Origin of the sequence: Modestobacter sp. SSW1-42 (assembly GCF_046635825.1) — a bacterium.
Taxonomy (GTDB): Bacteria; Actinomycetota; Actinomycetes; order Mycobacteriales; family Geodermatophilaceae; genus Modestobacter.
In genome coordinates this window covers 788,085-812,749 of record NZ_JBISCA010000002.1, presented here as the reverse complement: position 1 = coordinate 812,749, position 24,665 = coordinate 788,085, and the positions used below count along the sequence as shown (strand labels likewise).

The 24,665-nt window shown below is 74.2% G+C and carries 25 protein-coding genes and 1 tRNA gene; 14 read left to right on the top strand and 12 right to left on the bottom strand.

The annotated features are described in order from the left end of the window. Positions 1-16: 16 nt before the first annotated feature. From dhaM to ACGBYP_RS09220, 4 genes are read right to left on the bottom strand one after another with little or no spacing between them, the layout of a single operon-like run. A complete protein-coding gene (dhaM, locus tag ACGBYP_RS09235; RefSeq protein ID WP_411583273.1) occupies positions 17-427 on the bottom strand; it encodes a dihydroxyacetone kinase phosphoryl donor subunit DhaM in 411 nt (136 codons plus the stop codon). Next, on the bottom strand, positions 427-1,065 hold the full coding sequence (dhaL, locus tag ACGBYP_RS09230; protein ID WP_411583272.1) for a dihydroxyacetone kinase subunit DhaL: 639 nt from the start codon (positions 1,063-1,065) through the stop codon (positions 427-429). The genes dhaM and dhaL overlap by 1 nt, the downstream gene beginning before the upstream one ends. Next, complete coding sequence (gene dhaK / locus ACGBYP_RS09225; RefSeq protein WP_411583270.1) at positions 1,062-2,063, bottom strand: dihydroxyacetone kinase subunit DhaK; 1,002 nt, start codon at positions 2,061-2,063, stop codon at positions 1,062-1,064. Before dhaK ends, dhaL begins: the two co-directional genes overlap by 4 nt. Next, a complete protein-coding gene (locus ACGBYP_RS09220) occupies positions 2,060-2,992 on the bottom strand; it encodes an MIP/aquaporin family protein (protein ID WP_411583268.1) in 933 nt (310 codons plus the stop codon). The genes dhaK and ACGBYP_RS09220 overlap by 4 nt, the downstream gene beginning before the upstream one ends. Before the next feature lie 271 nt (positions 2,993-3,263). Between ACGBYP_RS09220 and fdhA the strand changes: the two genes are divergently transcribed. Next, entirely contained in the window at positions 3,264-4,487 is a 1,224-nt protein-coding gene (fdhA, locus tag ACGBYP_RS09215; RefSeq protein ID WP_411583266.1) for a formaldehyde dehydrogenase, glutathione-independent, read from the top strand. A gap of 45 nt (positions 4,488-4,532) precedes the next feature. Here the strand turns inward: fdhA and ACGBYP_RS09210 are convergent, their stop codons facing one another. Continuing rightward, positions 4,533-5,078: a GNAT family N-acetyltransferase gene (locus ACGBYP_RS09210; protein ID WP_411583264.1), complete on the bottom strand. Its 546-nt coding sequence runs from the start codon at positions 5,076-5,078 to the stop codon at positions 4,533-4,535. Between the two features lie 299 nt (positions 5,079-5,377). Between ACGBYP_RS09210 and ACGBYP_RS09205 the strand changes: the two genes are divergently transcribed. The 5 genes from ACGBYP_RS09205 to ACGBYP_RS09185 are packed head-to-tail and all read left to right on the top strand — an operon-like array spanning position 5,378 to position 10,918. Beyond that, complete coding sequence (locus ACGBYP_RS09205; RefSeq protein WP_411583262.1) at positions 5,378-6,157, top strand: ATP-binding cassette domain-containing protein; 780 nt, start codon at positions 5,378-5,380, stop codon at positions 6,155-6,157. Beyond that, the gene (locus ACGBYP_RS09200; protein ID WP_411583260.1) at positions 6,154-7,182 is read left to right on the top strand and encodes an ABC transporter permease; all 1,029 of its coding nucleotides are present in this window, start codon (positions 6,154-6,156) and stop codon (positions 7,180-7,182) included. The genes ACGBYP_RS09205 and ACGBYP_RS09200 overlap by 4 nt, the downstream gene beginning before the upstream one ends. A 37-nt stretch (positions 7,183-7,219) precedes the next feature. Continuing rightward, entirely contained in the window at positions 7,220-8,206 is a 987-nt protein-coding gene (locus ACGBYP_RS09195; protein WP_411583258.1) for an ABC transporter substrate-binding protein, read from the top strand. A gap of 1 nt (position 8,207) precedes the next feature. After that, a complete protein-coding gene (locus ACGBYP_RS09190) occupies positions 8,208-9,854 on the top strand; it encodes a glycoside hydrolase family 13 protein (protein ID WP_411583257.1) in 1,647 nt (548 codons plus the stop codon). Continuing rightward, the gene (locus ACGBYP_RS09185) at positions 9,851-10,918 is read left to right on the top strand and encodes a CDP-glycerol glycerophosphotransferase family protein (protein WP_411583255.1); all 1,068 of its coding nucleotides are present in this window, start codon (positions 9,851-9,853) and stop codon (positions 10,916-10,918) included. The genes ACGBYP_RS09190 and ACGBYP_RS09185 overlap by 4 nt, the downstream gene beginning before the upstream one ends. A 15-nt stretch (positions 10,919-10,933) precedes the next feature. On the opposite strand, the gene ACGBYP_RS09180 is transcribed toward ACGBYP_RS09185, so the two are convergent. The 3 genes from ACGBYP_RS09180 to ACGBYP_RS09170 all read right to left on the bottom strand — a co-directional run bounded on the left by ACGBYP_RS09180 (position 10,934) and on the right by ACGBYP_RS09170 (position 12,637). Further along, positions 10,934-11,004 (bottom strand) — tRNA-Gly (locus tag ACGBYP_RS09180). Between the two features lie 98 nt (positions 11,005-11,102). Next, positions 11,103-12,062, bottom strand: coding sequence for a methyl-accepting chemotaxis protein (locus tag ACGBYP_RS09175; RefSeq protein WP_411583253.1), 960 nt, complete (start codon positions 12,060-12,062; stop codon positions 11,103-11,105). After that, positions 12,059-12,637 (bottom strand): PAS domain-containing protein, encoded by a 579-nt coding sequence (locus ACGBYP_RS09170; RefSeq protein WP_411583251.1) that lies wholly within the window; start codon positions 12,635-12,637, stop codon positions 12,059-12,061. Before ACGBYP_RS09170 ends, ACGBYP_RS09175 begins: the two co-directional genes overlap by 4 nt. Positions 12,638-12,729: 92 nt before the next feature. On the opposite strand from ACGBYP_RS09170, the gene dcd reads away from it, so the two are divergent. Beyond that, positions 12,730-13,314: a dCTP deaminase gene (gene dcd, locus ACGBYP_RS09165; protein ID WP_411583249.1), complete on the top strand. Its 585-nt coding sequence runs from the start codon at positions 12,730-12,732 to the stop codon at positions 13,312-13,314. A 94-nt stretch (positions 13,315-13,408) separates the two neighbouring features. Further along, positions 13,409-14,182 carry a methylase gene (locus ACGBYP_RS09160; RefSeq protein WP_411583247.1) on the top strand — a complete coding sequence of 258 codons (774 nt, stop codon included), beginning with the start codon at positions 13,409-13,411 and terminating at the stop codon, positions 14,180-14,182. On the opposite strand, the gene ACGBYP_RS09155 is transcribed toward ACGBYP_RS09160, so the two are convergent. From ACGBYP_RS09155 to ACGBYP_RS09145, 3 genes are all read right to left on the bottom strand, one after another. Continuing rightward, complete coding sequence (locus ACGBYP_RS09155; RefSeq protein ID WP_411583245.1) at positions 14,179-15,468, bottom strand: CynX/NimT family MFS transporter; 1,290 nt, start codon at positions 15,466-15,468, stop codon at positions 14,179-14,181. The two genes, ACGBYP_RS09160 and ACGBYP_RS09155, sit on opposite strands and share 4 nt — an antisense overlap. Before the next feature lie 50 nt (positions 15,469-15,518). Then, the gene (locus tag ACGBYP_RS09150; RefSeq protein ID WP_411583244.1) at positions 15,519-16,484 is read right to left on the bottom strand and encodes a DUF389 domain-containing protein; all 966 of its coding nucleotides are present in this window, start codon (positions 16,482-16,484) and stop codon (positions 15,519-15,521) included. 67 nt (positions 16,485-16,551) lie between these two features. Further along, positions 16,552-17,112, bottom strand: a complete 561-nt coding sequence (locus tag ACGBYP_RS09145; RefSeq protein WP_411583242.1) for a hypothetical protein — start codon at positions 17,110-17,112, stop codon at positions 16,552-16,554. 211 nt (positions 17,113-17,323) lie between these two features. On the opposite strand from ACGBYP_RS09145, the gene dnaK reads away from it, so the two are divergent. From dnaK to ACGBYP_RS09120, 5 genes are all read left to right on the top strand, one after another. Further along, entirely contained in the window at positions 17,324-19,207 is a 1,884-nt protein-coding gene (gene dnaK, locus ACGBYP_RS09140; protein WP_411583240.1) for a molecular chaperone DnaK, read from the top strand. Then, positions 19,204-19,986 (top strand): nucleotide exchange factor GrpE, encoded by a 783-nt coding sequence (grpE, locus tag ACGBYP_RS09135; RefSeq protein WP_411583704.1) that lies wholly within the window; start codon positions 19,204-19,206, stop codon positions 19,984-19,986. Before dnaK ends, grpE begins: the two co-directional genes overlap by 4 nt. Before the next feature lie 79 nt (positions 19,987-20,065). Then, the gene (gene dnaJ / locus ACGBYP_RS09130) at positions 20,066-21,307 is read left to right on the top strand and encodes a molecular chaperone DnaJ (RefSeq protein WP_411583238.1); all 1,242 of its coding nucleotides are present in this window, start codon (positions 20,066-20,068) and stop codon (positions 21,305-21,307) included. A 77-nt stretch (positions 21,308-21,384) separates the two neighbouring features. Continuing rightward, positions 21,385-21,735 (top strand): heat shock protein transcriptional repressor HspR, encoded by a 351-nt coding sequence (locus ACGBYP_RS09125; RefSeq protein WP_411583702.1) that lies wholly within the window; start codon positions 21,385-21,387, stop codon positions 21,733-21,735. 44 nt (positions 21,736-21,779) lie between these two features. Next, complete coding sequence (locus ACGBYP_RS09120) at positions 21,780-22,322, top strand: MarR family winged helix-turn-helix transcriptional regulator (protein ID WP_411583236.1); 543 nt, start codon at positions 21,780-21,782, stop codon at positions 22,320-22,322. 13 nt (positions 22,323-22,335) lie between these two features. Here ACGBYP_RS09120 and aceB read toward each other — a convergent pair whose 3' ends face one another. Continuing rightward, positions 22,336-23,937, bottom strand: coding sequence for a malate synthase A (aceB, locus tag ACGBYP_RS09115; RefSeq protein ID WP_411583234.1), 1,602 nt, complete (start codon positions 23,935-23,937; stop codon positions 22,336-22,338). Positions 23,938-24,141: 204 nt separating this feature from the next. On the opposite strand from aceB, the gene ACGBYP_RS09110 reads away from it, so the two are divergent. Continuing rightward, the gene (locus ACGBYP_RS09110; RefSeq protein ID WP_411583232.1) at positions 24,142-24,612 is read left to right on the top strand and encodes a MarR family winged helix-turn-helix transcriptional regulator; all 471 of its coding nucleotides are present in this window, start codon (positions 24,142-24,144) and stop codon (positions 24,610-24,612) included. Positions 24,613-24,665 lie beyond the last annotated feature (53 nt).

The window sequence follows — 24,665 nt, the reverse complement described above, 5'->3', positions numbered from 1 at the left end:
CGGGGCACCGGGCGGGTCAGGCCAGCTGGGCCTGCTTGGGGGCCAGGCCGCGCAACGCCTCCGCGGCGACCCGATCGCGGTCGGCTCCGCCGGCGGCCACCACCGCCGCACCGACCAGCCCCTCGACCAGCGGTGCGGGGCTGAGCAGCACCCGCGCGCGCACGTCGTCGTCCAGGAGGTCCATGGCCGTCTCCGCCGAGAGCACGGCGCTGCCCAGGTCCATCAGGACGACGACGCCGTCGCCGCCGTCGGCCGCGGTCACCGCAGCGGCGACCGCGACCGCGTCGGTGCCCAGGCCGCCGTCACCGGTCCCGGCCGCCACCTCGATCGCGACGGCGGCTCCCGGGACCATCTGCCGGGCCAGCTCCACCGCAGCCTCCGCCAGCGGCCGGCTGTGCGAGACCACGACCAGTCCCACGCGCGCCATCAGCGTCCGTCCAGCGCGGTCGCGAGCGCCTGCACCAGCAGGGCGGCCGAGGTGGCCCCCGGGTCCTGGTGTCCCACGCTGCGCTCGCCGAGGTAGCTGGCGCGTCCCCGGCGGGCCAGCATCGGGGTGGTGGCGTCCCGTCCCCCGGCGGCGGCGTCGGCCGCCGCGCGGAGCGCCTCGGCCAGCGGCCTGTCCGCCGCCACCTGCTCCTCGAGCGCCGCGGCGGCCGGCAGCAGCGCGTCGACCATGGTCTTGTCGCCCGGCTCGGCCTTCCCCCGCGCGACCACGCCGTCCACCCCGGCCCGGAAGGCCGCGGTGAAGGCGGCCGGCGAGCCGTCGGCCAACGCCCCGGACATCCGCAGGAAGAACGTGCCGTACAGCGGCCCGCTGGTGCCGCCGACCTTGCTGATCATGGCCATCGCCACGCCCTTGAGCAGCGCCGCGGCGTCCGCCGGCGGGGTGGCGTCGAGGCCCTCGAGCGCGGCGGTCGTCCCCCGGTCCATGTTCGTGCCGTGGTCGGCGTCGCCGATCGGGGAGTCCAGCTCCGTGAGCTCGTCGCGGTGGGCGTGCACCACCGCGCCGAACCCGCGGACCCAGCGGTCGGCGGCGGGCAGGTCGAACGCGTCGGCCGTGCTCACGTGCCCCACCGCAGCGCCGGGGTCCGCACCGGGGCGTCCCACAGCCGCAGCAGGTCCTCGTCGACCTTGAGCAGGGTGACGGAGCAGCCGGCCATGTCCAGGCTGGTGATGTAGTTGCCCACCAGCGACCTGGCCACGGTCACGCCGGCCTTCTCCAGGACGGCCGCGATCTCGCCGTACATCAGGTAGAGCTCGATCAGCGGTGTGCCGCCCATGCCGTTGACGAACGCCAGGACGCCGTCCCCGCCGGTGAAGTCCAGGTCGGCGAGCACCGGCTCGACCAGCATCTCGGCGACCTCGCGGGCCGGGGCCAGCGGCACCCGGCGCCGGCCGGGCTCGCCGTGGATGCCGATGCCGACCTCCATCTGGTCCTCGGGCAGGTCGAAGGTCGGCTTCCCCGCGGTCGGCACCGTGCACGAGGTGAGCGCCACCCCCATGCTGCGGCCGCCGGCGTCGACCTTGCGGGCCAGGTCGGCGACCTCGGCGAGCGGACGGCCCTGCTCGGCGGCCGCGCCGGCGATCTTCTCCACCAGCACGGTGAGCCCGACGCCCCGCCGTCCGGCCGTGTACAGGCTGTCCTGGACGGCGACGTCGTCGTCGATGACCACCGACTCGACCTGGGTGCCGGACTCGGCGGCCACCAGCTCGGCGGCCATCTCGAAGTTGATGACGTCCCCGGTGTAGTTCTTCACGATGTGCAGGACGCCGGCCCCGCCGTCGACGCCCTTGGTGGCGGCCACCATCTGGTCGGGGACCGGTGAGGTGAACACCTCGCCGGCGCAGGCGGCGTCGAGCATCCCGGGGCCGACGAGACCGCCGTGCAGCGGCTCGTGCCCGGAGCCACCGCCGGAGACCAGGCCCACCTTGCCCTGTACCGGTGCACCGCCGCGGAACACCACGCGGTTCTCGTGGTCCACCCGCAGCTCGGGGTGGGCGAGCGCCAGGCCGCGCAGCGCCTCCGCCACGACGTCGGACGGCTGGTTGATCAGCTTCTTCATCGTCCTTCCCGTCCGGACGGGCCGACCGACTCGCGGTCGCCCGCGGCCTCCTCGGCGCTGTGGTCGCGCGACCGGGACCCGTCGCCGGCGTCGGCCCGGTCGGTCGGCTCGTCGGGCAACCGGCCCGGCTCCCGGTCGTCGTCGTCCAGCGGGAGGTTGCGCCCGATCAGCAGGTCGTAGAGCGCGGCACCGATCAGCCCGCCGACGAGCGGACCGAGGATCGGCACCCAGAAGTAGAGGTCGCCGTTCTGGTCCCGCCACGCCTCGCCGTAGCCGGTGAGGAACGACACGAGCCGGGGACCGAGGTCGCGGGCGGGGTTGATGGCGTACCCGGCGTTGGTGCCCCAGGCCATCCCGATGGCGACGACGATCAGCCCGATGATCCAGGGGGCGAGGTTGGCCCCGGGGGCGGTGTTGCGGGCATCGGTGACGGCCAGGATCAGGAACAGCAGGATCGCCGTGCCGATGACCTGGTCGCGGAGGGCGCCCAGGGTGCTGACGTCGAGCGCGCCGTTGCCCGGCAGGGTGGAGAACACGCCCTGGGACTTGATGGTGTTCCCGGGGTCGAACAGGGCCAGCGCCTCGCTGTAGTTCCAGCGCACGATGAGCGCCGCCGTGGCCGCGCCGAGGAACTGGGCCAGCGAGTACGGCAGCACCTTGCTCCAGGAGAAGCCCCGGAAGACCGCCAGCGCCAGGGTGACGGCGGGGTTGAGGTGGGCGCCGCTGATCCGGGCGGCGGTGTAGACGCCGAGGACGACCCCCAGGCCCCACGCCCAGGCGATGCTGTCGTGGTCGCCGAGGCCGCCGGCCACCACCTGCGCCACCACCCCGACGCCGAAGAGGATGAGGATCAGCGTCCCGGCGAACTCGGCGGCCAGTTCCCCGGCCAGCGTGCGGGGCCTCAGACGTGCACGGAGTGTCGCGGCCACGGTGTCCTCCTCCAGGAGTGGTGGGACGCGGGTCCGTCCCGGCGAGCGACACGGTAGGAGTGACCCCGATCACAGATCAACGGGTCGGCGCGCGGCGAAGGTCCCGGACGCCGGGGTCCTTCGTCCTGACCTGTTCGGGCGTGGTCACATCGCCCCCGCGGCATGTGATCCGGGGCACAATCAGGCCGAGTCCAGCCCGGCGTCGGGGGCAGGGGCCGGGACCGCGGACTCGTGCGGAAGGTGACGGCACATCCATGGAGGGGCGGGACAGATGACGGGCAACAGAGGCGTTGCGTACATCGAGCCGGGCAAGGTCGAGGTGCAGACCATCGACTACCCGAAACTGGAACTGCGGGACGGCCCGGGCGTGAACCCGGCGAACGTGGGCCGCAAGCTGGAGCACGGCGTGATCCTCAAGGTGGTCACCACCAACATCTGCGGCAGCGACCAGCACATGGTCCGCGGCCGCACCACGGCACCGCCGAACCTCGTGCTCGGGCACGAGATCCTCGGCGAGGTCGTCGAGAAGGGCCGCGACGTCGAGTTCATCGACGTCGGCGACATCTGCTCCGTGCCCTTCAACATCGCCTGCGGGCGCTGTCGCAACTGCAAGGAGGGCAAGACCGGCATCTGCCTCAACGTGAACCCGGCGCGTCCCGGCGCCGCCTACGGCTACGTCGACATGGGCGGCTGGGTCGGCGGGCAGGCCGAGTACGTCACGGTGCCCTACGCGGACTGGAACCTGCTCAGGTTCCCCGACCGCGACCAGGCGATGGAGAAGATCCTGGACCTGACGATGCTGTCCGACATCTTCCCCACCGGCTTCCACGGTGCGGTCACCGCCGGCGTCAAGCCCGGGTCGACGGTCTACATCGCCGGTGCGGGGCCGGTCGGGCTGGCCGCTGCCGCCGGCGCCCAGCTGCTGGGGGCGGCGGTGGTCATCGTGGCCGACCTGGTCGAGGAGCGGCTGGCGCAGGCGCGCAGCTTCGGCTGCGAGACCGTCGACGTGAGCAAGGGCGCTCCGCAGGACCAGGTCGAGCAGATCCTCGGGGTGCCCGAGGTGGACGCCGGCGTCGACGCGGTCGGCTTCGAGGCGCGCGGCCACGGCGCGGACTCCAGCCGGGAGGCCCCGGCGACGGTGCTCAACTCGCTGATGGAGATCACCGCGGCCGGCGGTTCGATCGGCATCCCCGGGCTCTACGTCACCGGCGACCCGGGCGGCATCGACGAGGCGGCCAAGGTGGGCGCCCTGTCGCTGTCGCTGGGCACCGGGTGGGCGAAGTCGATCTCCTTCACCACCGGCCAGTGCCCGGTCATGCGCTACAACCGCGGCCTGATGATGGCGATCCTGCACGACAAGGTGCAGATCGCGAAGGCGGTCAACGCCACCCCCATCTCGCTGGACGAGGCGCCGCAGGGCTACGCGGACTTCGACTCGGGCGCGGCCAAGAAGTACGTCATCGACCCCCACGGCATGGTCTCGAAGGCGGCCTGATGCACCGGGTCGCCCACGTGCCGGCCGGCGCGTGGGCGGCCCGCGTCACCAGAGGTCGCCGCGGCGCCAGTCGCAGACCAGCCGGGCGGAGGTGTCCAGCCCGGGCGGGGTGGCCGGCGTGGGCAGCACGAACACCGCCTCGTCCGGGGTCGGGACGACGCCGTCCGGGGTGAGCGCGGCCAGCGGACCGGCCCACGGCAGCCAGCCCCGTGCCGCGTACAGCGCGGCGCCCTCGTCGCTGGCCGACAGCGCCCCGAGCTCGTGGCCGCCGGTCACCAGCCGCTCCACCTCGGCCATCACCGCGGAGCCCACGCCCCGGCGGCGCAGCGTGGCGGCCGTGGCCACCGCCTCGACGAACCCCGCGCGCACGGTGCGGGCGCCGGCGACCAGCTGTCGCTGGACGACGGCCGCGTGCCCGGCGAGCCGGCCGTCGACCGTGGCGAGCACGTGCACCCCGCCGAGGGCGTGCGACCAGTCCTCGTCACCGAACCGGCCGTCGTAGGCGGCGTCGAGGAACGCGCGCAGCGCCGTCCGTGCGTCGGCGTCCAGGTCGGCCGTCGGTGCGGACCGGACGTGGGGGGAAGAGGTCACCGGGCCACCCTCGCCTACGACGGGACGGCGTGCAGCGCAGCCCGCCGACCCGCGTCGACGCCCCGGACGCAGCGGGGCGGCGCGCCCGCCGCCGGGGTCCCGGCACACCGCTCGCCGACTCCGGGCGGCCCCATTGGGTTGTCTACGACATACTTCTCCCGCCGGTCCGCGGACCCGGTTCACGGCTGCGCTCGGGCACCGGTGACCCGCTACGGTCGGCTGACCGGTGCCACCGAACACGTACGACGCCCTGCTGGAGGCCCTGTGACACCGCTCGACCCCGCCCCCGGGCACCTCGCGTGACCGCCCCCGTCCTGGAGGCGCGCGGCGTGGTCAAGTCCTTCGGCCACGTCGACGTGCTGCGCGAGGTCGACTTCGCCGCCCGCGCGGGCGAGGTCACCGCGCTGATCGGCGACAACGGCGCCGGCAAGAGCACGCTGATCAAGATCCTGTCCGGTGCGCTGCAGCGCGACGGCGGCGAGGTGCTCATCGACGGCGAGCCGGTGCAGATGGCCTCCCCGACCCGGGCCCGCGAGCTCGGCATCGAGACCGTCTACCAGGACCTGGCGCTCGCGCCCGAGCTCGGGCCGGCCGAGAACGCCTTCGCCGGCCGGGAGCTGCTGCGGCCCGGGCTGGCCGGCCGGCTCGGGGTGCTGGACAAGAAGACGATGCGGGCCCGCGCCGAGGAGGCCTTCACCTCCATGGGCACCGACGTCAAGGACCTCGACGCACCGGTCGGCGCGCTCTCCGGTGGCCAGCGGCAGAGCGTGGCCATCTGCCGGGCGGTCATGTGGGCCCGCCGGGTCGTGATCATGGACGAGCCCACCGCCGCGCTCGGCGTGCGCCAGACGGGCAAGGTCATCGAGCTGGTGCGCCGGGTCGCCAGCACCGGCGTCGCCGTCGTCCTGATCACCCACAACATGCCCGAGGTGCTCGAGGCGGCCGACCGTGTGCAGGTGCTGCGCCTGGGCCGGCGGGTCGCCGACCTGGAGGCCCGGACCGCCACCGTCGAGCAGCTCGTCGGTGCCATGACCGGCGCACTGGACGTACGGCCCGACACCCCGGGGGACCACCAGTGACCGCGATCGACCCGGCCAAGGCCCCGGACGCCGAGCGCACCGGCACCACCGCGCGGAGCCGGCGCGGGCGGCGCCTGCTCAACTCCTCGCCGGCCTACATGACCGCCGTCCTGCTGGTGCTCGTGCTGGTGTTCGCCTTCGCCGCGCCCGACTCCTTCCCGACACCGGTGACGCTGCGCAACGTGCTCACCGACATGGCGGTGCTGCTCGTCATGGCCGTCGGGGCCACGTTCGTGCTGGTGGCTGCCGGGTTCGACATCTCGATCGGCTCGGTGCTCGTGTTCTCCGGCGTGTGTGCGGCCAAGGTGATGGAGAGCCAGGGCGGCGACGGCGCCGGCACCGTGGTGCTCGGCGCGGTCACCGCGCTGCTCGCCGGCGCGGCGTGGGGCGCGGTCAACGGGCTGGTCATCTCCAAGCTCAAGGTGCCCGCGCTGATCACCACGCTGGGCTCGATGGGCGCGGCCCTGGGGGCTGCGCTGCTGATCAGCAACGGCACCGACGTGCGCACCGTGCCCAAGGCGATGATCAGCGTCGCCACCGACCGCCCGCTGGGCGTGAGCTGGCTGGTCTGGGTCGCCGCGCTCGTCGCGCTGATCGGCGGCTTCGTGCTGTCGCAGACCCGTTTCGGGCGGCACACCCAGCTCATCGGCAGCAACGAGGAGTCCGCCCGGCGGGCCGGCGTCGACGTCGACCGGCACACCTTCTGGCTCTACACCGCCAACGGCACGCTGGCCGGCCTGGCCGGTCTGCTCTCCCTCACCCGCTTCGCCACCACGACGATCAGCGGCCACACCAGCGACGGTCTCGAGGTCATCACCGGCGTCGTCCTGGGCGGCACCAGCCTCTTCGGCGGGGTCGGCACGGTGATCGGCACGGTGATCGGCATGGCCATCCCGACCGTGCTCAACAACGGCTTCATCCAGCTCAACGTCCAGCCGTTCTGGCAGGAGGTCGCCATCGGCATCGTCCTGGTGGTGGCCGTCTACCTCGACCAGCTCAAGCGCCGTCGGCGCAACCAGGCCTGACCTCTCCGCACGTCCCCTTCGAACACCTGGAGCCCCCGTGCACCGCAGTCCCATGGCCGCCGTCCTCGCCGCGTCCGCGCTCCTCCTCGCCGCCTGTGGTGGTGGTGGCGAGGAGACCGGCGCCGCCGCCGGAGACGGTGGCGACGAGCAGCTCTCCGTCGTCTACGTGCCCGGTCTGACCGGCAACCCCTTCTACAGCACCGTCGGCTGCGGCGGCCGTGACCGCGCGGAGGAGCTCGGCGTCGACTTCAGCGTCCAGGGCTCGCCGACCTTCGACGTGGCCGCGCAGACGTCGGTGGTCAACGCCATCGTCGCCGACGCCCCCGACGCGCTGATGATCTCGGTGACCGACGCGACGGCGATGGCCGTGCCGCTGACCGAGGCCAAGGACGCCGGCGTCGACATCATCACCATCGACGGCGACCTCGAGGACACCTCGATCGGCAGCGCGAACATCCAGTCCGACAACCTCGAGGGCGGGAAGCTGGCCGCCGAGAACCTCGCCGAGCTGATCGGCGGGCAGGGCGAGGTCCTGGCCATCAACCAGACGCCGGGCAACCCGATCGGTGAGCTGCGCGAGCAGGGCTTCGCCGAGGCGCTCAAGGCCTACCCGGGCATCACCTACCTGGGCGTGCAGTACGACGAGAACGCCACCGCCACCGCGGCGTCCATCGCCTCCGGTGCCGCGTCGTCGAACCCGAACCTCAAGGGCATCTACACGATGGCCACCAACAGCACCGAGGGCGCGATCACCGGTGTGCGCGAGGCCGGCCGCACCGGCGACGTGAAGGTCGTCGGCTACGACACCTCCGAGCCGATCATCCAGGCCTTGGAGGACGGCGCGGTCGACGGCATCGTCGTGCAGTACCCGTACCGCGAGGGCGCCCTCGGCGTCGACGCCGCGGTGGCCCTGTCGAAGGGCGAGCAGGTCGAGCGCAACCAGACGGTGCCGTTCGTCTTCGCGACGCCCGAGAACGTCGCCACCGACGAGGTCCAGGAGTACCTCTACAAGGTCGACTGCTGACGTGACGTCGCCGACCCCTGCCCCCTGGTGGCGGACCGCCGCGGTCTACCAGGTCCTGCCGCGCAGCTTCGCGGACGGCAACGGGGACGGGGTCGGCGACCTCGCCGGTCTGCGGGCGCGGCTGCCGTACCTGGCCGCGCTCGGCGTCGACGCGGTCTGGGTGACCCCCTGGTACCCCTCGCCGATGGTCGACAACGGCTACGACGTCGCCGACTACCGGGACGTCGACGCCGCGCTCGGCGGTCTCGCGCAGGCCGAGGCGTTCATCGGCGAGGCGCACGAGCTGGGCCTGCGGGTGCTGGTCGACATCGTGCCCAACCACACCTCGGACGCCCACGTCTGGTTCCGGGCCGCGCTCGCCGGCGACGCGCGGGCCCGCGCCCGCTACCTGTTCCGCCCCGGCCGGGGCGCGGACGGCGCGCTGCCGCCCAACGACTGGGAGAGCTGCTTCGGCGGGCCGTCGTGGACCCGCACGACCGACCCGGACGGGCGCCCGGGGGAGTGGTACCTGCACTCCTTCGCCCCCGAGCAGCCCGACCTGGACTGGCGCAACCCCGAGGTCCGAGCCGAGTTCGTCGACGTCCTGCGGTTCTGGTTCGACCGCGGGGTCGACGGCTTCCGGGTCGACGTCGCGCACGGGCTGGTCAAGGAGGAGGGGCTGCCCGACGGGCTGGGCCGTGACCGGCGCACCGAGGAGCACCCCGGCTGGGACCAGGACGAGGTGCACGAGGTCTACCGCGCGTGGCGTGCGGTGGCCGACGCCTACGACCCGCCGCGGGTCTTCGTGGCCGAGGCGTGGGTCGCCCGCCCGGAGCGGCTGCCGCTGTACCTGCGGCCCGACGAGCTGCACATGGCCTTCGAGTTCGAGCCGCTGCACGTCACCTGGCGGGAGGGCCCGTGGCGCCGCGTCGTCGAGCGCGGGCTGGCCACCGCCGCGCTCACCGGTGCGCCGAGCGCGTGGGCGCTGACCAACCACGACGTGGTGCGGCAGGTGACGCGCTACGCGCGCTCGCAGTGGCCCGAGCGCGGGTCCAACGAGGCCGAGCGGGCCCGCTGGGGCAGTGAGGTGCCCGACCTCGGGCTCGGCCGCACCCGGGCCCGCGCGGCCGCGCTGCTGACGACCGCGCTGCCCGGGCTCGTCTACGTCTACGAGGGCGAGGAGCTCGGCCTGCCGGAGGTCGAGGACATCCCCGCAGGCCGCCGGATCGACCCGATCCACGCCCGCTCCGGTGGCCGCGACCCCGGACGGGACGGCTCCCGCGTGCCGCTGCCCTGGGCCGGTGACTCCCCGCCGTACGGTTTCTCCCCGCCCGGTGCCGCGGAGCCCTTCCTGCCGCAGCCGCCGGACTGGGGACCGCTCACCGTGGCCGCGCAGGAGCAGGACCCGGACTCGACGCTGGCGCTGTACCGCTGCGCCCTCGGTCTGCGCCGCGAGCTGATGACCGGTCCGCTGGTGTGGCACGAGGCCCCCGAGGGGGTGCTCGCCTTCGCCCGGGGGACGACGGTCGTGTGGGTGAACTTCGGCCCGGACGACGTGCCGCTGCCGGCCGGGCGGCGCGTCGTGCTCGCCTCCGGGCCCGCGCCCGACGGCGTGCTGCCGGTCGACACCGCCGCCTGGCTCGTGCCCGACGGGGACGGGCTCCGGTGAGGGTCGTCTGGAACTCGTTCAACGGCCGGTACTCCGACAACCCACGGGCGCTGTACGAGGCGCTGCTGGCCCGCGGCGGCGGCGAGGAGCACGTCTGGCTCGCCGACCCGCGCCAGGCCGCGGCCTTCCCCGCCGACGCGGTGACCGTGCCGATCGGGACGCCGGCCGCCGTGGCGGCGCTGGAGTCCGCCGACGTGCTGGTGGCCAACACGCACATCCAGCTCGACCGGTGGCGCAAGCCGCCGGGCGCGCGGTACCTGCAGACCTGGCACGGCACCCCGCTCAAGCGGATCCACCGCGACGCCACGTCGCTGCCCCCCGACGCCGTGCTGGCCACCCTCGACGAGGACATCGCCCGCTGGGACTGGCTGGTCACCCCCGGCGGCGAGGGCACCCGGCTGCTGCGCTCGGCCTTCCGGTACCCCGGTCCGTTGCTGGAGACCGGCTACCCGCGCAACGACGTCCTGCTCGCCCCCGACCGGGACGCGCGCCGGGCCCGGGTGCGCGAGGTCCTCGGCATCGCCGACGGCGTGACCGCCGTGCTCTACGCCCCCACCTACCGGGACGACGAGGCGCGACCCGGGGTCGACGCCCGGCTCGGGCTGGACGTCGCCGCACTGGCCGGCCGGCTCGGGGACGGCGCCGTCCTGCTGCTGCGGCTGCACCACTACATGGGCCACCAGCAGCGCCCGGCCGGCGACCGGCGGGTGCGGGACGTGTCCGGGCACCCGGACATCGCCGACCTGTACCTGGCCGCCGACGTGCTGGTCACCGACTACTCGTCGTCGATGTTCGACTTCGCGGTGACGGGGAAGCCGATCGTGCTGTTCGCCTACGACCTGGCGCACTACGAGGGCCGGCTGCGCGGCTTCACCTTCGACCTGCGCACCGGGGCGCCCGGGCCGGTCGTGCGGGACCAGGCCGCGCTGACCGAGGCGCTGCTCGACCTGCCGGCGGTGGCCGCGGCGCACGCGGACGACCATGCCCGCTTCGTCGCGCGCTGGTGCGCGCAGGAGGACGGCCACGCGAGCGACCGGGTGCTGGCGGCGGTCTGGCCGGCCTGAGCAGGCGGCCGGGGGAGCGGGTGACGAGAATCGAACTCGCACTGTCAGCTTGGGAAGCTGATGTTCTACCATTGAACTACACCCGCGTCGGGCTCTCGCCCGCGACGAACAGCCTAGCAAGCCGCTGCTCGTCCCCGGGAGGTCCCTCCTCCGCCCGCCCCGCCGGCGGGGCGGGCGGCCCCGCTCAGCTCCGCATCTCGGCGAGGAAGCCGGTCATCTCGGTGCGCAGCTGCTCCGCCATCCGGGACAGGCCGGTCGTGTCGCCGGCTCCCCCCAGCGAGGCCGAGCCGTCCACGGCGGCGGCGATCCCGTCGACCAGGCCGTTCATCTCGTCGACCGTCGTCCCGACGGTGCTCATGCCGGAGGCGACGTCGTCGCAGGCGGTGCGCATGGACTCGACCTGGGTGGTGATCCGGTCGGTGGCCCGGGCGGTCTCGTCGGCGAGGTCCTTGACCTCGGAGGCGACGACGGCGAAGCCCTTGCCCGCCTCGCCGGCCCGGGCGGCCTCGATGGTCGCGTTGAGCGCCAGCAGCCGGGTCTGCGCCGCGACCGAGTCGATCATCGCGACGATGCCCTTGATCTCCGCCGAGGACCGGGTCAGCGACTCGATCGTGCCGCGGGCGGCCTGCACCTCGGTGCGCGCCGCGTTCGCGGCCTCGGTCAGCCCGGCGGCCGACGCCGACAGCTCGGTGGAGGCGGTGGCGACCTGCTCGCTCATCCCCATGACGGCCGTCTCGAACTCGTCGGCCAGCCGCAGCCGCGCGCCCTGCGCCTCGGCGACCCGGTCGGCCGAGGAGTGCATGGCCGCGCGGGCGGCGTTGATGACCTCCGCGCCGCGCCGGTAGGCGCCGCACAGCCCGGTGAGCAACAGCCGCCGGTGGAACCTGCCCTCCGCGGCCGAGGTCAGCGCCGCGCCGGCCTCGCGCACGAACGCGTCGGAGACGTCGAGCACGTGGTTGACGCTGTCGTGCAACGCGACCAGCTCGGGGACGTCGCAGGAACCCGGGACCGGCCGGCTGCGCGCCTCCAGGTCGCCGGCGGCGGCCCGCTCGCACGCAGCCGTCAGCTGCCGCACGAAGGACCGGTAGACCTCCAGCTCCTCGGCCGGGGAGTGCCCCCCGGCACCGCGACGACGCACGCTCACAGCTCCTCACCCCCGATGACCGACCACACGAACTCCTCGTAGCTGGCGGCGCGGGAGGCGACCAGCTCGGCCAGCAGCCGGCTCGAGGCCTCGACCGCGGCACGGCCGTTGGGGTGGCGGCGCTCCTCGGCGACCAGCTGGGCGTACAGCGGCCGCACGGCCGCGACCGCGCGCGGCGACGGGCTGCGCCGGTTGGAGTGGTAGCCGACGACCGTGCCGTCGGGGCCGTAGGACGGCGTCACGTGCGCCAGCACCCAGTAGTTGGCGCCGTCGGCGGCGAGGTTGTCGATGTAGGCGAAGATCTCGTGCCCGGAGGCGAGGGTGTCCCAGAGCAGCTTGAACACGGCCTTGGGCATGTCGGGGTGCCGGATCAGGTTGTGCGGCTGGCCGATCACCTCGTCGAGGTCGTAGCCGCTGACCCGCAGGAAGACGTCGTTGGCGTAGGTGATCACCCCGCGCAGGTCGGTCTTGGACACGATCAGCTCATCGGCGGCGAACCGCCGCTCCACCCCGCTGGGTGCTGCGGCCTGCCGCCGCTGGCGGGTCCCTCCGGGCGCTGCCGTCGTCGTCAGCACGTCGCCCCCTCCTCTCGTCGCGTCCTCACCCCCCCCTCTCTCGGCAGGTCCGGGCCGGGACGGGAGGGGACAAGGTCCCTAGACTCCGCGCCATGCTGCTGTCCGACCGCGACATCCGGGCCGCGCTGGCCGACGGCCGGCTCGGCATCGAGCCCTACGAGCCGGCGATGGTGCAGCCCTCGAGCATCGACGTCCGGCTGGACCGGTACTTCCGGGTGTTCAACAACGCCCGGTACACCCACATCGACCCGGCGCTGCAGCAGGACGACCTGACCACCGCGGTCGAGCCCGAGGGTGACGAGCCCTTCGTGCTCCACCCCGGCGAGTTCGTGCTCGGCTCCACGCTCGAGGTCGTGCACGTCCCCGACGACCTGGCCGCCCGGCTGGAGGGCAAGTCCTCGCTGGGCCGGCTCGGGCTGCTGACCCACTCCACGGCCGGCTTCGTCGACCCCGGGTTCTCCGGCCACATCACCCTCGAGCTGTCCAACGTGGCCAACCTGCCGATCACGCTGTGGCCGGGGATGAAGATCGGCCAGCTGTGCCTGTTCCAGCTCAGCTCGCCCGCCGAGCACCCGTACGGCTCGGCCGTCTACGGCTCCCGCTACCAGGACCAGCGCGGCCCGACGCCGTCCCGCTCGTACCGCAACTTCTCCCGCGCCGAGACCCGCCGGGCCTGACCGCCGGGACGGTCCGGCGTCCTGAGCCGCCGCGCGACGGTGAACAGTCGTGCGAAGCCGGGTGACGGGCGCGACAGCGGGTAGAGCGCTCTCCATGGACCCCCGGGACACCGCCGTTCTGCTGCCCCCGCCGCCTGCAGCCCCCGCCGACCACGGCTACTTCGACTGCGCGGAGGAGTCGGCGCACTACGCCTTCTCGGTGCAGCTGCTGCTCACCCAGTACGCCTCGGTGGTGCCGTGGCAGACCGAGGGCGTGGCCGAGCTGGGCAGCGGCGACGCCCGGGCGATCGCGCACGTGGTGCGCGCGGTGCCGGGTCTGCGCGTGCACGGCACCGACATCAGCCCGACCTCGGTCGAGCGTGCCCGCACGACCATCACCGGCCTGGAGGTGGCCGACCGGTACGACGTCGAGCTCGGCGACTTCTTCACCTGGGCCGACTCCCCGGCCGGCCGCGACGTGTCCACGGTGATCGCCAACCCGCCCTACATCCCCGCGCCCGACGGCGACATCCGGATGCCCGAGCTGTGGGGCGGCTGGTACGGCAACGACCTGGTGCTCCGGCTGCTCAAGGCCGGCTTCGACCACCTCCTGGTCGCCCTGCCCAGCTACTCCGACCCGGCGGCCACGCTGGCCACCGCCGCCGACCTCGGCTACCGGGTCGCGAACTTCCTGGCCATGGGGCTGGAGTTCGGTGCCTACAGCCGCGAGCCCAAGGTCGCCCGGCACATCGCCGCGCTGACCGCCGACGGGCACGGCTGGGCCGGGGACGACTCCTACGTCGTCGCCGTCGCCCTGCTCACCCGGTCCCCGGAGCTCTCCCGTGACCGGTCGACCGAGCTGCTCCGCGCGCTCCAGCTGACCGTCTAGCGCGGCGGGAGGACGACCGGGGCGTCCACGCCGGCGGCCTCGGTCACCGGCTCCGGTGCGGAGCGGCCGGGCAGGCCGGGCACCTCGTCGTCGACGTAGCGCTCGCGGCAGATGCTCCAGCCGGTCACCAGCAGCAGGGCGACGCCGGCGTAGACCAGCACGAACATGCCGGTGTACCCGCCGGTGAGGCCGCGCAGCAGGCCCACCAGCAGCGGCCCGACCCCCGCGAGGGCGTAGCCCCAGCCCTGGGCGACGGTCGACAGCGCGCTCACCGACTCGGGCGTGCGCCCGCGCAGGCCGAACAGCGCCAGGATCATCGCGAAGGTGCCCATGCCCAGCCCGAGCAGGCACACCCACAGCCAGGTCAGCGTCAGCGGCGCGAGCAGCAGCCCGGTCCAGCCGGCCAGGTAGCAGGCGATGAAGCCCAGCAGCATCGGTCGCTGCCAGTGCTGGCGCACCGCCCCGAGCGGCACGACGGCGTTGAGCGGAATCACGATCAGCGCGTTCAGCCCCACCAGGAAGCCGGCCGCGTGCGCCGACATGCCCTCGTCGCGCAGGTACTGCGCCGTCCAGCCGACGATCACGTAGGCCTGCATCGCCTGCAGACCGAAGAACGCGGCCATCAGCCAGGCCAGCCGGCTGGCGGTGAGCGACCGCAGCCGGACGGCGACGTGCGTCCCGCGCGAGGCGCCCGGCCGCACCGGGACCGCGAGCCACGGCAGCGCGGCGACCAGCGCGAACGCCGCCCAGACGCCCAGCGCCCAGCGCCAGCCGTCGACCCCGGCCGCCTCGGCGATCGGCGCGGTGGACACGCTCGCGACCGCGCCGCCGATGGCCAGGGCGGTGCTGTAGGCCCCCACGAGCAGCCCGGTCCGGTCGGGGAACCAGCGCTTGACCAGGCCGGGCAGCAGCACGTTGCCCAGCGCCCCGCCGACCATGGTGGCCACGGTGCCCAGCAGGAACACCCCCACGTTCGGCACCGAGACCCGGGCGAGCAGGCCGACGGTCATCACCAGCAGCGCCGCGGCCAGCACGTGCCCGTCCCGGAAGCGGGCGGCCAGCGGCGGGCCGGCGAAGCCGATCAGCGCGAAGCAGATCAGCGGCATGCTCGTGATGAGCCCGGCCAGCCCCGAGGAGATGCCCAGGCCGCGCTCGATCTCCTCGAGCACCGGGCCGACGCTGTTGACCGCCGTCCGCAGGTTGAAGCCGGTCAGCACGATCGCCGTCCCGACCAGGAGCAGCCCCCGCCGGGACGAGCGGGACGGCGGTGCGGCGGAGCGGGTCACGTCCGGTCATCCTGCTCCCCGGGGAGCAGGACGCCGAGCGCGGGTCCGGGTCAGGACCGGGCGTGCCCCACCGACTGCATGCGCGGCGTGGCCTGCGGCACCCGGTGCCAGACCGCCCGCTGCAGCGCCAGCGTGACCAGGGCGGCGGCCAGGATGCCGGCGACGTTGATCGCCAGCTGCGCGGTGGCCTCCCCGAACTCACGGGCGTCGCCCAGGGCGAGGCCCAGCGCCATGGCGCCGGCGGCGGGCACCGTGGTGACGGAGATGAAGACGCCGACCAGCGCGCCCGAGCGGGCCGAGGTCAGCGAGAGCACCCCGGCCACCCCCGCGAGCACCGCGACGACCAGCGACCAGCGGTCGGGGTGGGTGATGAAGTAGGTGGCCGGGCGGTCCTGCGTGAGCAGCTCGGGGCCGTACCAGCCCAGCGCGCGGCCGAGCAGGGCGACCAGCGCGGTCACCGCGATCGCCACCGCGAAGCCGACGGTCAGCGTGGTCAGTGCCCGGCGGGTCATCGCCCGCCGCCGGTGCACCAGGCCCACGGCGAGCGCGGCCAGCGGGCCGAACTCCGGGCCCAGCACCATCGCCCCGATCACCAGGACCGCCGAGTCGGTGACGATCGCGACCGTGGCCAGCAGGGTCGCGATGGTCAGGAAGGCGAGGAAGGACACCGACAGCGCCGCGTCCGTCGCCGTCGTCCGGACCACCTGCTCCCACACCACGGCGTCCGAGCCGTCGCCGGGCGCCCGCTCCTCGGCGTCCTCCGCGCTGCGCGAGACCGCGGCGTCCACCGTCTCCATCGCGATGCCGCCGTCGGCGTCGACGCCCAGGTCGCGCAGGCCGTCGACCAGCGAGTCGGCGGACTCGCGGGCGACGTCGACGAGGAACAGGTCGCCCGCCGGGCGCAGCGCTGCCCCGGGGAGGACGGCCAGGTGGGCGACGCCGGGGGAGTCGGCGAGCAGGTCGTGGACGGCGGCCGAGCGGTCGGCCGGCACCGTCACCCGCAGGTGGAGGAGCACCAGGCCACTCTGCTGGGTGGCGCGGCCCCGGTGCGAGAGGCGGGGCGGGACCGCTCCCTCCGGAGGGTCAGCGGGTGCCGGTCACCGTGAGCGTCACCGCGGCGGCGGGCGTCGTCGTGCCGTCGGCGGCCAGCCGCAGCAGGGCCAGCTCGTGCGGGCCGTCGCCGGCGGGGGTGGCGAGCAGCAGCGTCGGGCTGAGGCACTGCTGCAGCCGCAGCGCGGGCCCGGCGTCGGTCTGGGTGTAGGTCACGGTGTTGCCGGCGTCGCCGCGCACCGGCGCGCCGTCGAGGGTGACGACGTAGGCGGTGTCGTCGGGGCCGGTGAGCCGGAAGCGCAGCGGCGCGCCGGCGACCACCTGGCTGGTCTCCACGGCGATCCGGGGGTCCGCGCAGTCGGCGGTGATCGGGACGTCGCCCGGCCCGCGGGTGTTGGCGAAGGCGAGCACGGCGAACACCACCACCGCGACGGCCAGCCACGTCCAGTTGCGGCTGCGGCGGATCACCGGGCGGTCGTCGGCCAGCGCCCGCTCGTCGTTGACGTCGCGGGCGTAGTGCATGCGGGTGCTGCGGTCGGCGGCGGCGCGCTCGGCGTCCCCGCGACGGCGGGCCCCGCCGTACGGCGAGGTCATCGGGGCCCCGGTCGGTCGGTCACCTCCCCAGTGTCGCCCCCGTCGTCCCGGCGTCCGGCGCCACCCGCACCTCGGGAACACCGCAGCGGGGTCTGCCGTTAGGCTGGGCAGGAAAGTTGAGCGGACCCGGCGCAGGGCTCTGGTGAGCGCGCGGTGGTCCCTCGGCTCCTCGACCAGCACCACCCACTCGCAACCACAGGAGAGGCCTTCCATGGCACGAGCAGTCGGAATCGACCTCGGCACCACGAACTCGGTCGTCGCGGTCCTCGAGGGCGGCGAGCCCACCGTCATCGCCAACGCCGAGGGTGCGCGCACCACCCCCTCGGTCGTGGCCTTCGCCCGCAACGGCGAGGTCCTCGTCGGTCAGTCGGCCAAGAACCAGGCCGTCACCAACGTCGACCGCACGATCCGCAGCGTCAAGCGCGAGATCGGCACCAGCTGGAAGACCGGCGACATCGACGGCAAGCAGTACACCCCGCAGGAGATCAGCGCCCGGGTGCTGCAGAAGCTCAAGCGCGACGCCGAGACCTACCTGGGCGAGCCGGTCACCGAGGCCGTCATCACCGTCCCGGCCTACTTCGAGGACGCCCAGCGCCAGGCCACCAAGGAGGCCGGTGAGATCGCCGGCCTGAAGGTGCTGCGCATCGTCAACGAGCCCACCGCGGCCGCGCTGGCCTACGGCCTGGACAAGGGCGAGACCGAGCAGACCATCCTGGTCTTCGACCTCGGTGGTGGCACCTTCGACGTGTCCCTGCTCGAGATCGGTGACGGCGTCATCGAGGTCAAGTCCACCGCCGGTGACAACAAGCTCGGTGGCGACGACTGGGACGAGCGGGTCGTCAAGCACCTGGTGCAGACCTTCAACGTCTCCAGCGGCGTCGACCTGTCCAAGGACAAGCTGGCCATGCAGCGCCTCCGCGAGGCCGCCGAGAAGGCCAAGATCGAGCTGTCCGGCGCGCAGTCGACCAACGTGAACCTGCCCTACATCACCGCCGGTGCCGAGGGCCCGATGCACCTGGACGTCACGATCACCCGCGCGGAGTTCCAGCGGCTGACCCAGGACCTCCTGGACCGCACCAAGGCCCCGTTCAACCAGGCGATCCGCGACGCGGGCATCAAGGTCGGCGACATCGACCACGTCGTCCTCGTCGGTGGCTCGACCCGCATGCCGGCCGTGTCCGAGCTGGTCCGCGAGCTCACCGGGGGCAAGGAGCCCAACAAGGGCGTCAACCCCGACGAGGTCGTCGCCGTGGGTGCCGCGCTGCAGGCCGGTGTCCTGCGCGGTGAGGTCAAGGACGTCCTGCTCCTCGACGTCACCCCGCTGTCCCTGGGCATCGAGACCAAGGGCGGGATCATGACCAAGCTCATCGAGCGCAACACCACGATCCCGACCAAGCGCAGCGAGATCTTCACGACGGCCGACGACAACCAGCCCTCCGTGCAGATCCAGGTCTTCCAGGGCGAGCGCGAGATGGCCGCCTACAACAAGAAGCTCGGCATGTTCGAGCTGACCGGTCTGCCGCCGGCGCCCCGCGGCGTCCCGCAGATCGAGGTGGCCTTCGACATCGACGCCAACGGCATCGTGCACGTCCACGCCAAGGACCTGGGCACCGGCAAGGAGCAGTCGATGACCATCACCGGCGGCTCGGCCCTGCCCAAGGACGACATCGCGCGGATGATGGCCGACGCCGAGGCGCACGCCGAGGAGGACAAGAAGCGCCGCGACGACGCCGAGACCCGCAACCTCGCCGAGTCGCTGCAGTACCAGACGGAGAAGTTCCTCGCGGAGAACGGCGACAAGATCCCCGAGGACAAGAAGACCGAGCTGGGCGAGGCCCTCGGTGAGCTGCGCGGCGCCCTCGGTGGCTCCGACATCGCGGCCATCAAGGCCGCGCAGGAGAAGGTCGCCCGGGTCTCGCAGGAGGTCGGCGGTGCGCTCTACGCGCAGGCGCAGGCCGACGGCGCGTCCGGTCCCGCGGGTGAGGCCGGCTTCGGCGGCGCCACCGGCGCGACCGCGGCCGACCCGTCCGCTGCCGGCTCCGACGACGACGTCGTCGACGCCGAGATCGTGGACGACGACTCCGACAAGCGCTGACCTCTGCGGTCCGCCCCTCCTCCCACCGGCCCGGGTCCCCGGGCCGGTGGGAGGCGCGGGAGACCATGAGCCAGCAGGACGCGGCGCCGCCGTCCACCCGGACGCACCGGCGCCGCGACCCGACCAGCGGCCCGGCCCCGGTGCCGGCCGGCACCCGCGCGGCCGGCGCCCCGCCCGACCAGGGAGAACACATGAGCGAGCACGAGCACGAGATCGACATGAGCGGCTTCGACGAGGCGCTGGCCCGGTCCGGTGAGCAGCCGGCCCCGGCCGGGGCCGACGACGCCACGCGTCAGCTGGCCGAGCGCACCGAGGACCTGCAGCGGGTCACCGCCGAGTACGCCAACTACCGGCGGCGGGTCGAGCGCGACCGCACCGTCGTCGTCGACCAGGCAGCCGAGCGCTTCGCCGCGCAGCTGTTCCCGGTCGTCGACGACATCGAGCGCGCCCGCGACCACGGCGACCTGACCGGCGCCTTCAAGGTGGTCGCCGACCGCGTGCTGGGGCTGCTGGACGGGCTCGGCGTGGTCGCCTACGGCGTTCCCGGCGACCCGTTCGACCCCGCGCTGCACGAGGCGGTGCTCAGCGACACCTCCCCGGAGGTGACCGTGCCGACCGCCACCACGGTGCTGCGCCCGGGCTTCCGGCGCGGTGACCGCGTGCTGCGCACCGCGATGGTCGGGGTGACCGAGCCGGAGACCCCGGCCGCGGCCCCCGCCGAGCCGGCCGCTGTCGTCGTCGACGGCGAGACCGACCAGCCCGGCCCGTCCGCCGGCTGAGCACGACCACCCGGCGGACCCGGCCCCCGGTGCCCGGGGACCGGGTCCGCCCGTCAGCACTGCAGAGAGGAGGCGCCCGATGAGCAGCACCCGGGACTTCATCGAGAAGGACTACTACGCGGCCCTGGGCGTCGCCAAGAACGCCGACGCCGCGGCCATCAAGAAGGCCTACCGGCAGCTGGCCCGTGAGCTCCACCCGGACAAGAACCCGGACAACGCCGCGGCCGAGACCCGCTTCAAGGAGGTCTCCGAGGCCTACGACGTCCTCTCCGACCCCAAGCGGCGGTCGGAGTACGACGAGGCGCGGCGGCTGTTCGGCTCCGGCGGGTTCCGGCCGGGGGGCGGCGCGGGCGGCGGCTTCCCCGGTGGGTTCCCCGGCGGCGGCGCGGGCGGCGGCCAGGCGTTCGACCTCGGCGACATCTTCGGCGGCGCCGGTGCCCCCGGAGCCGGCGGCCGCGCCGGTGGCCTCGGGGACCTCTTCGGCGGCCTGTTCACCGGCGGTGCCGGCGCCCCCGGTGGTGCCGGGGGCACCCGCGGCCGCGCCACGGCGACCGGCCCGGCCCGCGGCCAGGACGTCGAGACCGAGGCGACGCTGGCCTTCGACGAGGCCGTCCTGGGCGTGACCGTCCCGCTGCGGATGCAGAGCCCGGGCACCTGCGGGACCTGCCACGGCAACGGCGCCCGCCCGGGCACCAGCCCGCACACCTGCCCGGTGTGCCACGGCGCCGGGGTCACCAGCCGCAGCCAGGGCGCCTTCGCCTTCTCCGAGCCCTGCAAGGAGTGCCGCGGCACCGGCTCGGTGGTCGACGACCCGTGCCCGGAGTGCAAGGGCAGTGGCGTCACCAGCCAGACCCGCACCATCACCGTGCGCATCCCGGCCGGCGTCAAGGACGGGCAGCGCATCCGGCTGGCCGGCAAGGGCGCGCCGGGGCGGCGCGGTGGGCCGGCCGGCGACCTCTTCGTCGTCGTCCACGTCACCGGCTCGGAGCTCTTCGGTCGCAGCGGCGACGACCTCACCCTCACCGTGCCGGTCTCCTTCGCCGAGGCCGCGCTCGGGACGACGCTGACCGTGCCCACCCTGGACGGGTCGGTGTCGCTGAAGGTCCCGGCCGGCACCGCCAGTGGCCGCACCTTCCGAGTGCGCGGGCGCGGCGTGGTCGGCAAGGCCTCCGTCGGCGACCTGCTGGTCACCGTCGAGGTCGCCGTCCCGGCCCGGCTGACCCCCGGCGCCCGCCAGGCGATCGAGGAGCTCGCCGCGGAGCTGCCCGACGACCCGCGGCCGGAGATCACCGAGATGCTGAGGAACGGAGGTGCCCGGTGACCCTGCCCGACGCGGGGCGGTCCTTCGCCGAGGACGCACCCGTCTTCGTCATCTCGGTGGCCGCCGAGCTGGCCGGCATGCACGCCCAGACGCTGCGGCAGTACGACCGGCTCGGCCTGGTGAGCCCGGGCCGCACGCCCGGCGGCGGCCGCCGGTACAGCCCGCGGGACGTCGCGCTGCTGCGTGAGGTCCAGCGGCTGAGCCAGGAGGACGGCGTCAACCTGGCCGGCATCAAGCGGATCATCGAGCTCGAGTCGCGGGTGGAGGCGCTGCAGGCCCGGGTGGCCGAGCTGCTGCACGAGCTGGAGGTCGCCGAGACCGGCCGGATCGCCGCCGAGGCCGCCGTCTCGGCGACCTACCGGCGCGACCTGGTGCCCCGCACGTCCAGCTCCGCGCTGGTGGTGTGGCGGCCGGGGGGCCGCCGGTGACCAGTTCCGGGAACCAACGGTCCGCCCCGAGCGTCGAGAACGACGTGACCGTCGACAGTGCAGCGCCCGGCACCGCTGAGACCACCCCCGGCCCGGACCTCCCGGCCGGTGACAGCCATGCGGCCTTCGTCGCCCTCGAGCGCGAGGTGGCCCTGCTGCTGCGCCGCGGTCGGGCGATCCAGGCCCGGCTCGCCGGGCAGCTGCACCACGAGCTCGACGGCGCCGCCTACGGCCTGCTGGTGCTCCTCGACGACGCCGGCCCGCTGCGGGCCAGCGACGTCGTGGCCCGCCTGGGGCTGGACAAGAGCACGGTCAGCCGGCAGGTGGCCTCGCTGGTCGACCTCGGGCTGGTCGACCGCGCCGCCGACCCCGACGACGGCCGGGCGCAGGTGCTGTCGACGTCGGAGGAGGGGCACGCCCGGCTCAGCGAGCTGCGCGACGCGCGCCGCGCCCGCTGGGAGGCCGACCTCTCCGGCTGGGAGACCACCGACGTCGCCACGCTGGCCCAGCTGCTCGGTCGGCTCAACCGGCTCGGCGAGGCCCGCGAGGCGGAGCTGAAGGACCTCCCCGCTCCCCGCCCCTCGTAGCTCGGGGCGGCCGCTACGGCATCCGCTCGTAGGCGGGCACGGTCAGGAAGTCGGAGTACTCGTCGGCCAGGGCGAGCTGGGTGAACAGCTCCCGCGCCTCGTCCCAGCGACCGGCGGCGAACGCGTCGCCCCGGGCGGCGGCGATGGCGGCCATCTCCTCCTCGACCACCCGCTGCACCAGTGCGGTGGTGACCTGCTGCCCGTCGGCCAGCGTGACGTCGTTGTGCAGCCACTGCCAGACCTGGCTGCGGCTGATCTCGGCGGTGGCGGCGTCCTCCATCAGGCCGTTGATCCCCGCGGCGCCGGCCCCGCGCAGCCACGACTCCACGTACTGGATGCCGACGCTCACGTTGGCCCGTAGCCCTGCCTCGGTGGCCTGGCCCGGCGTCGAGCGCACGTCCAGCAGCTGCGCGGCGGTCACCGCGACGTCCTCGCGGAGCCGGTCGAGCTGGTTCGGGCGGTCACCGAGCACCCGGTCGAACACGGCCATCGCGGTCGCGACCATGCCGGGGTGGGCGACCCAGGAGCCGTCGAAGCCGTCCTCGGCCTCGCGGGTCTTGTCCTCGGTGATCTTGCCGTAGGCGAACTCGTTGCGGGCCGGGTCCTTGCTGGGGATGAAGGCCGACATGCCGCCCATCGCGTGCGCGCCCCGCTTGTGGCAGGTGCGCACCAGCAGCTCGGTGTAGGCCCGCATGAACGGCACCGTCATCGAGATCGAGTTGCGGTCGGGCAGCGTGAAGTCCGCGCCCCGGGTGCGGAAGGTCTTGATGACGCTGAACAGGTAGTCCCAGCGTCCGGCGTTGAGCCCGGCGGAGTGCTCGCGCAGCTCGTAGAGGATCTCCTCCATCTCGAACGCCGCCGGGTAGGTCTCGATCAGGCAGGTGGCCCGGATGGTGCCGCGCGGGATGCCGAGGTGGTCCTGGGCCAGGACGAAGGCGTCGTTCCACAGCCGTGCCTCGAGGTGGCTCTCCATCTTCGGCAGGTAGAAGTACGGCCCCTGCCCCCGGTCGACCTGCTTCTGCCCGCAGGCGGCGAGGTAGAGCGCGAAGTCGACCAGGCTGCCCGAGGTCGGTCCGCCGTCGACGGTGAGGTGCTTCTCCGGCAGGTGCCAGCCGCGCGGGCGCACGATGATCGTGGGCAGCTCGTCATCGGGCCGCAGCTCGTACCGCTTGCCGGCGGGTGAGGTGAAGTCGATGGTGCGGTCGATCGCGTCCATCAGGTTCAGCGGGCCGTTGACGACGTTCTCCCACAGCGGGGAGTTGGCGTCCTCCTGGTCGGCCAGCCAGCACCGGGCGCCGGAGTTGAGCGCGTTGACGGTCATCTTCCGGTCGGTGGGGCCGGTCATCTCCACCCGGCGGTCGACCAGCCCGGGCGCCGGTGGTGCCACCCGCCAGGAGTCGTCCGCGCGGACGGCGGCGGTCTCGGGCAGGAAGTCCAGCGTGCCGCCGGCCGCCAGCGTGGCCACCCGGTCCCGGCGCGCGCGCAGCCGCTCCTGACGGCGTCCCTCCAGCTCGCGGTGCAGCAGGGCGATGAGCTCCAGCGCCCGGGGGGTGAGCACCTCGTCGAACCGCGGCCCCATCGGGCCGGTGACCTCCACGCCGTCGACCGTGCTCATCGCGCTCCCCGGTGCCTGGCGCCGGGCTTCGCCGGCGGCTGTGCTGCGGAAGGTAGCGGGTCTCCCGGCCCGAGGCGACGGTCCGCGCTGAGGCACGACTCACCACGGCCATTGGTTGCACGGAACAACGGACAGGGTCAAGATGGTTGCTGTCTGCATGTACCGGGCGGAGGGCCCGGGACCGACCGAGCGGAGGGCGGCGTCGTGAGCCTGACCCAGGAGACCTCCGAGCAGCTCAGCGCCGGCCTCGCCCGGCTGGTCCGCACGGCCAAGCAGCTGGGCCACCGGGTGGCCGCCGACCTGTACGGCGACCTGCCCTCCTACGGCTGGGCGCTGCTCGCGCCGCTGGAGCAGCACGGGCCCCAGCGGTGCAGCGCGCTGGCCGGAGCCGCGGGCATCGACGTCTCGGTGGCCAGCCGGCAGGTGTCGGCGCTGGAGCGCGCCGGGTACGTCGAGCGCAGCCCCGACCCGGTCGACGGCCGGGCCAGCCTCATCACCCTCAGCGCGGCCGGGGCCGCCGCGCTGGCCCACACCCGCGACGTCCGCAGCCACTGGACGCTCGACGCCCTCGACGACTGGTCCGAGGAGGAGGCCCGCCAGCTCAGCACCCAGCTGGCGCGGCTCGCCGACGGCCTCGACCGGGCCGCCCGCCGGCCCTCGCGGCCGGCCGCCTGAACCACCCGGCGCCCGCCCGGCGGGCCGCCGATCCCGCACCACCGGATCCACTC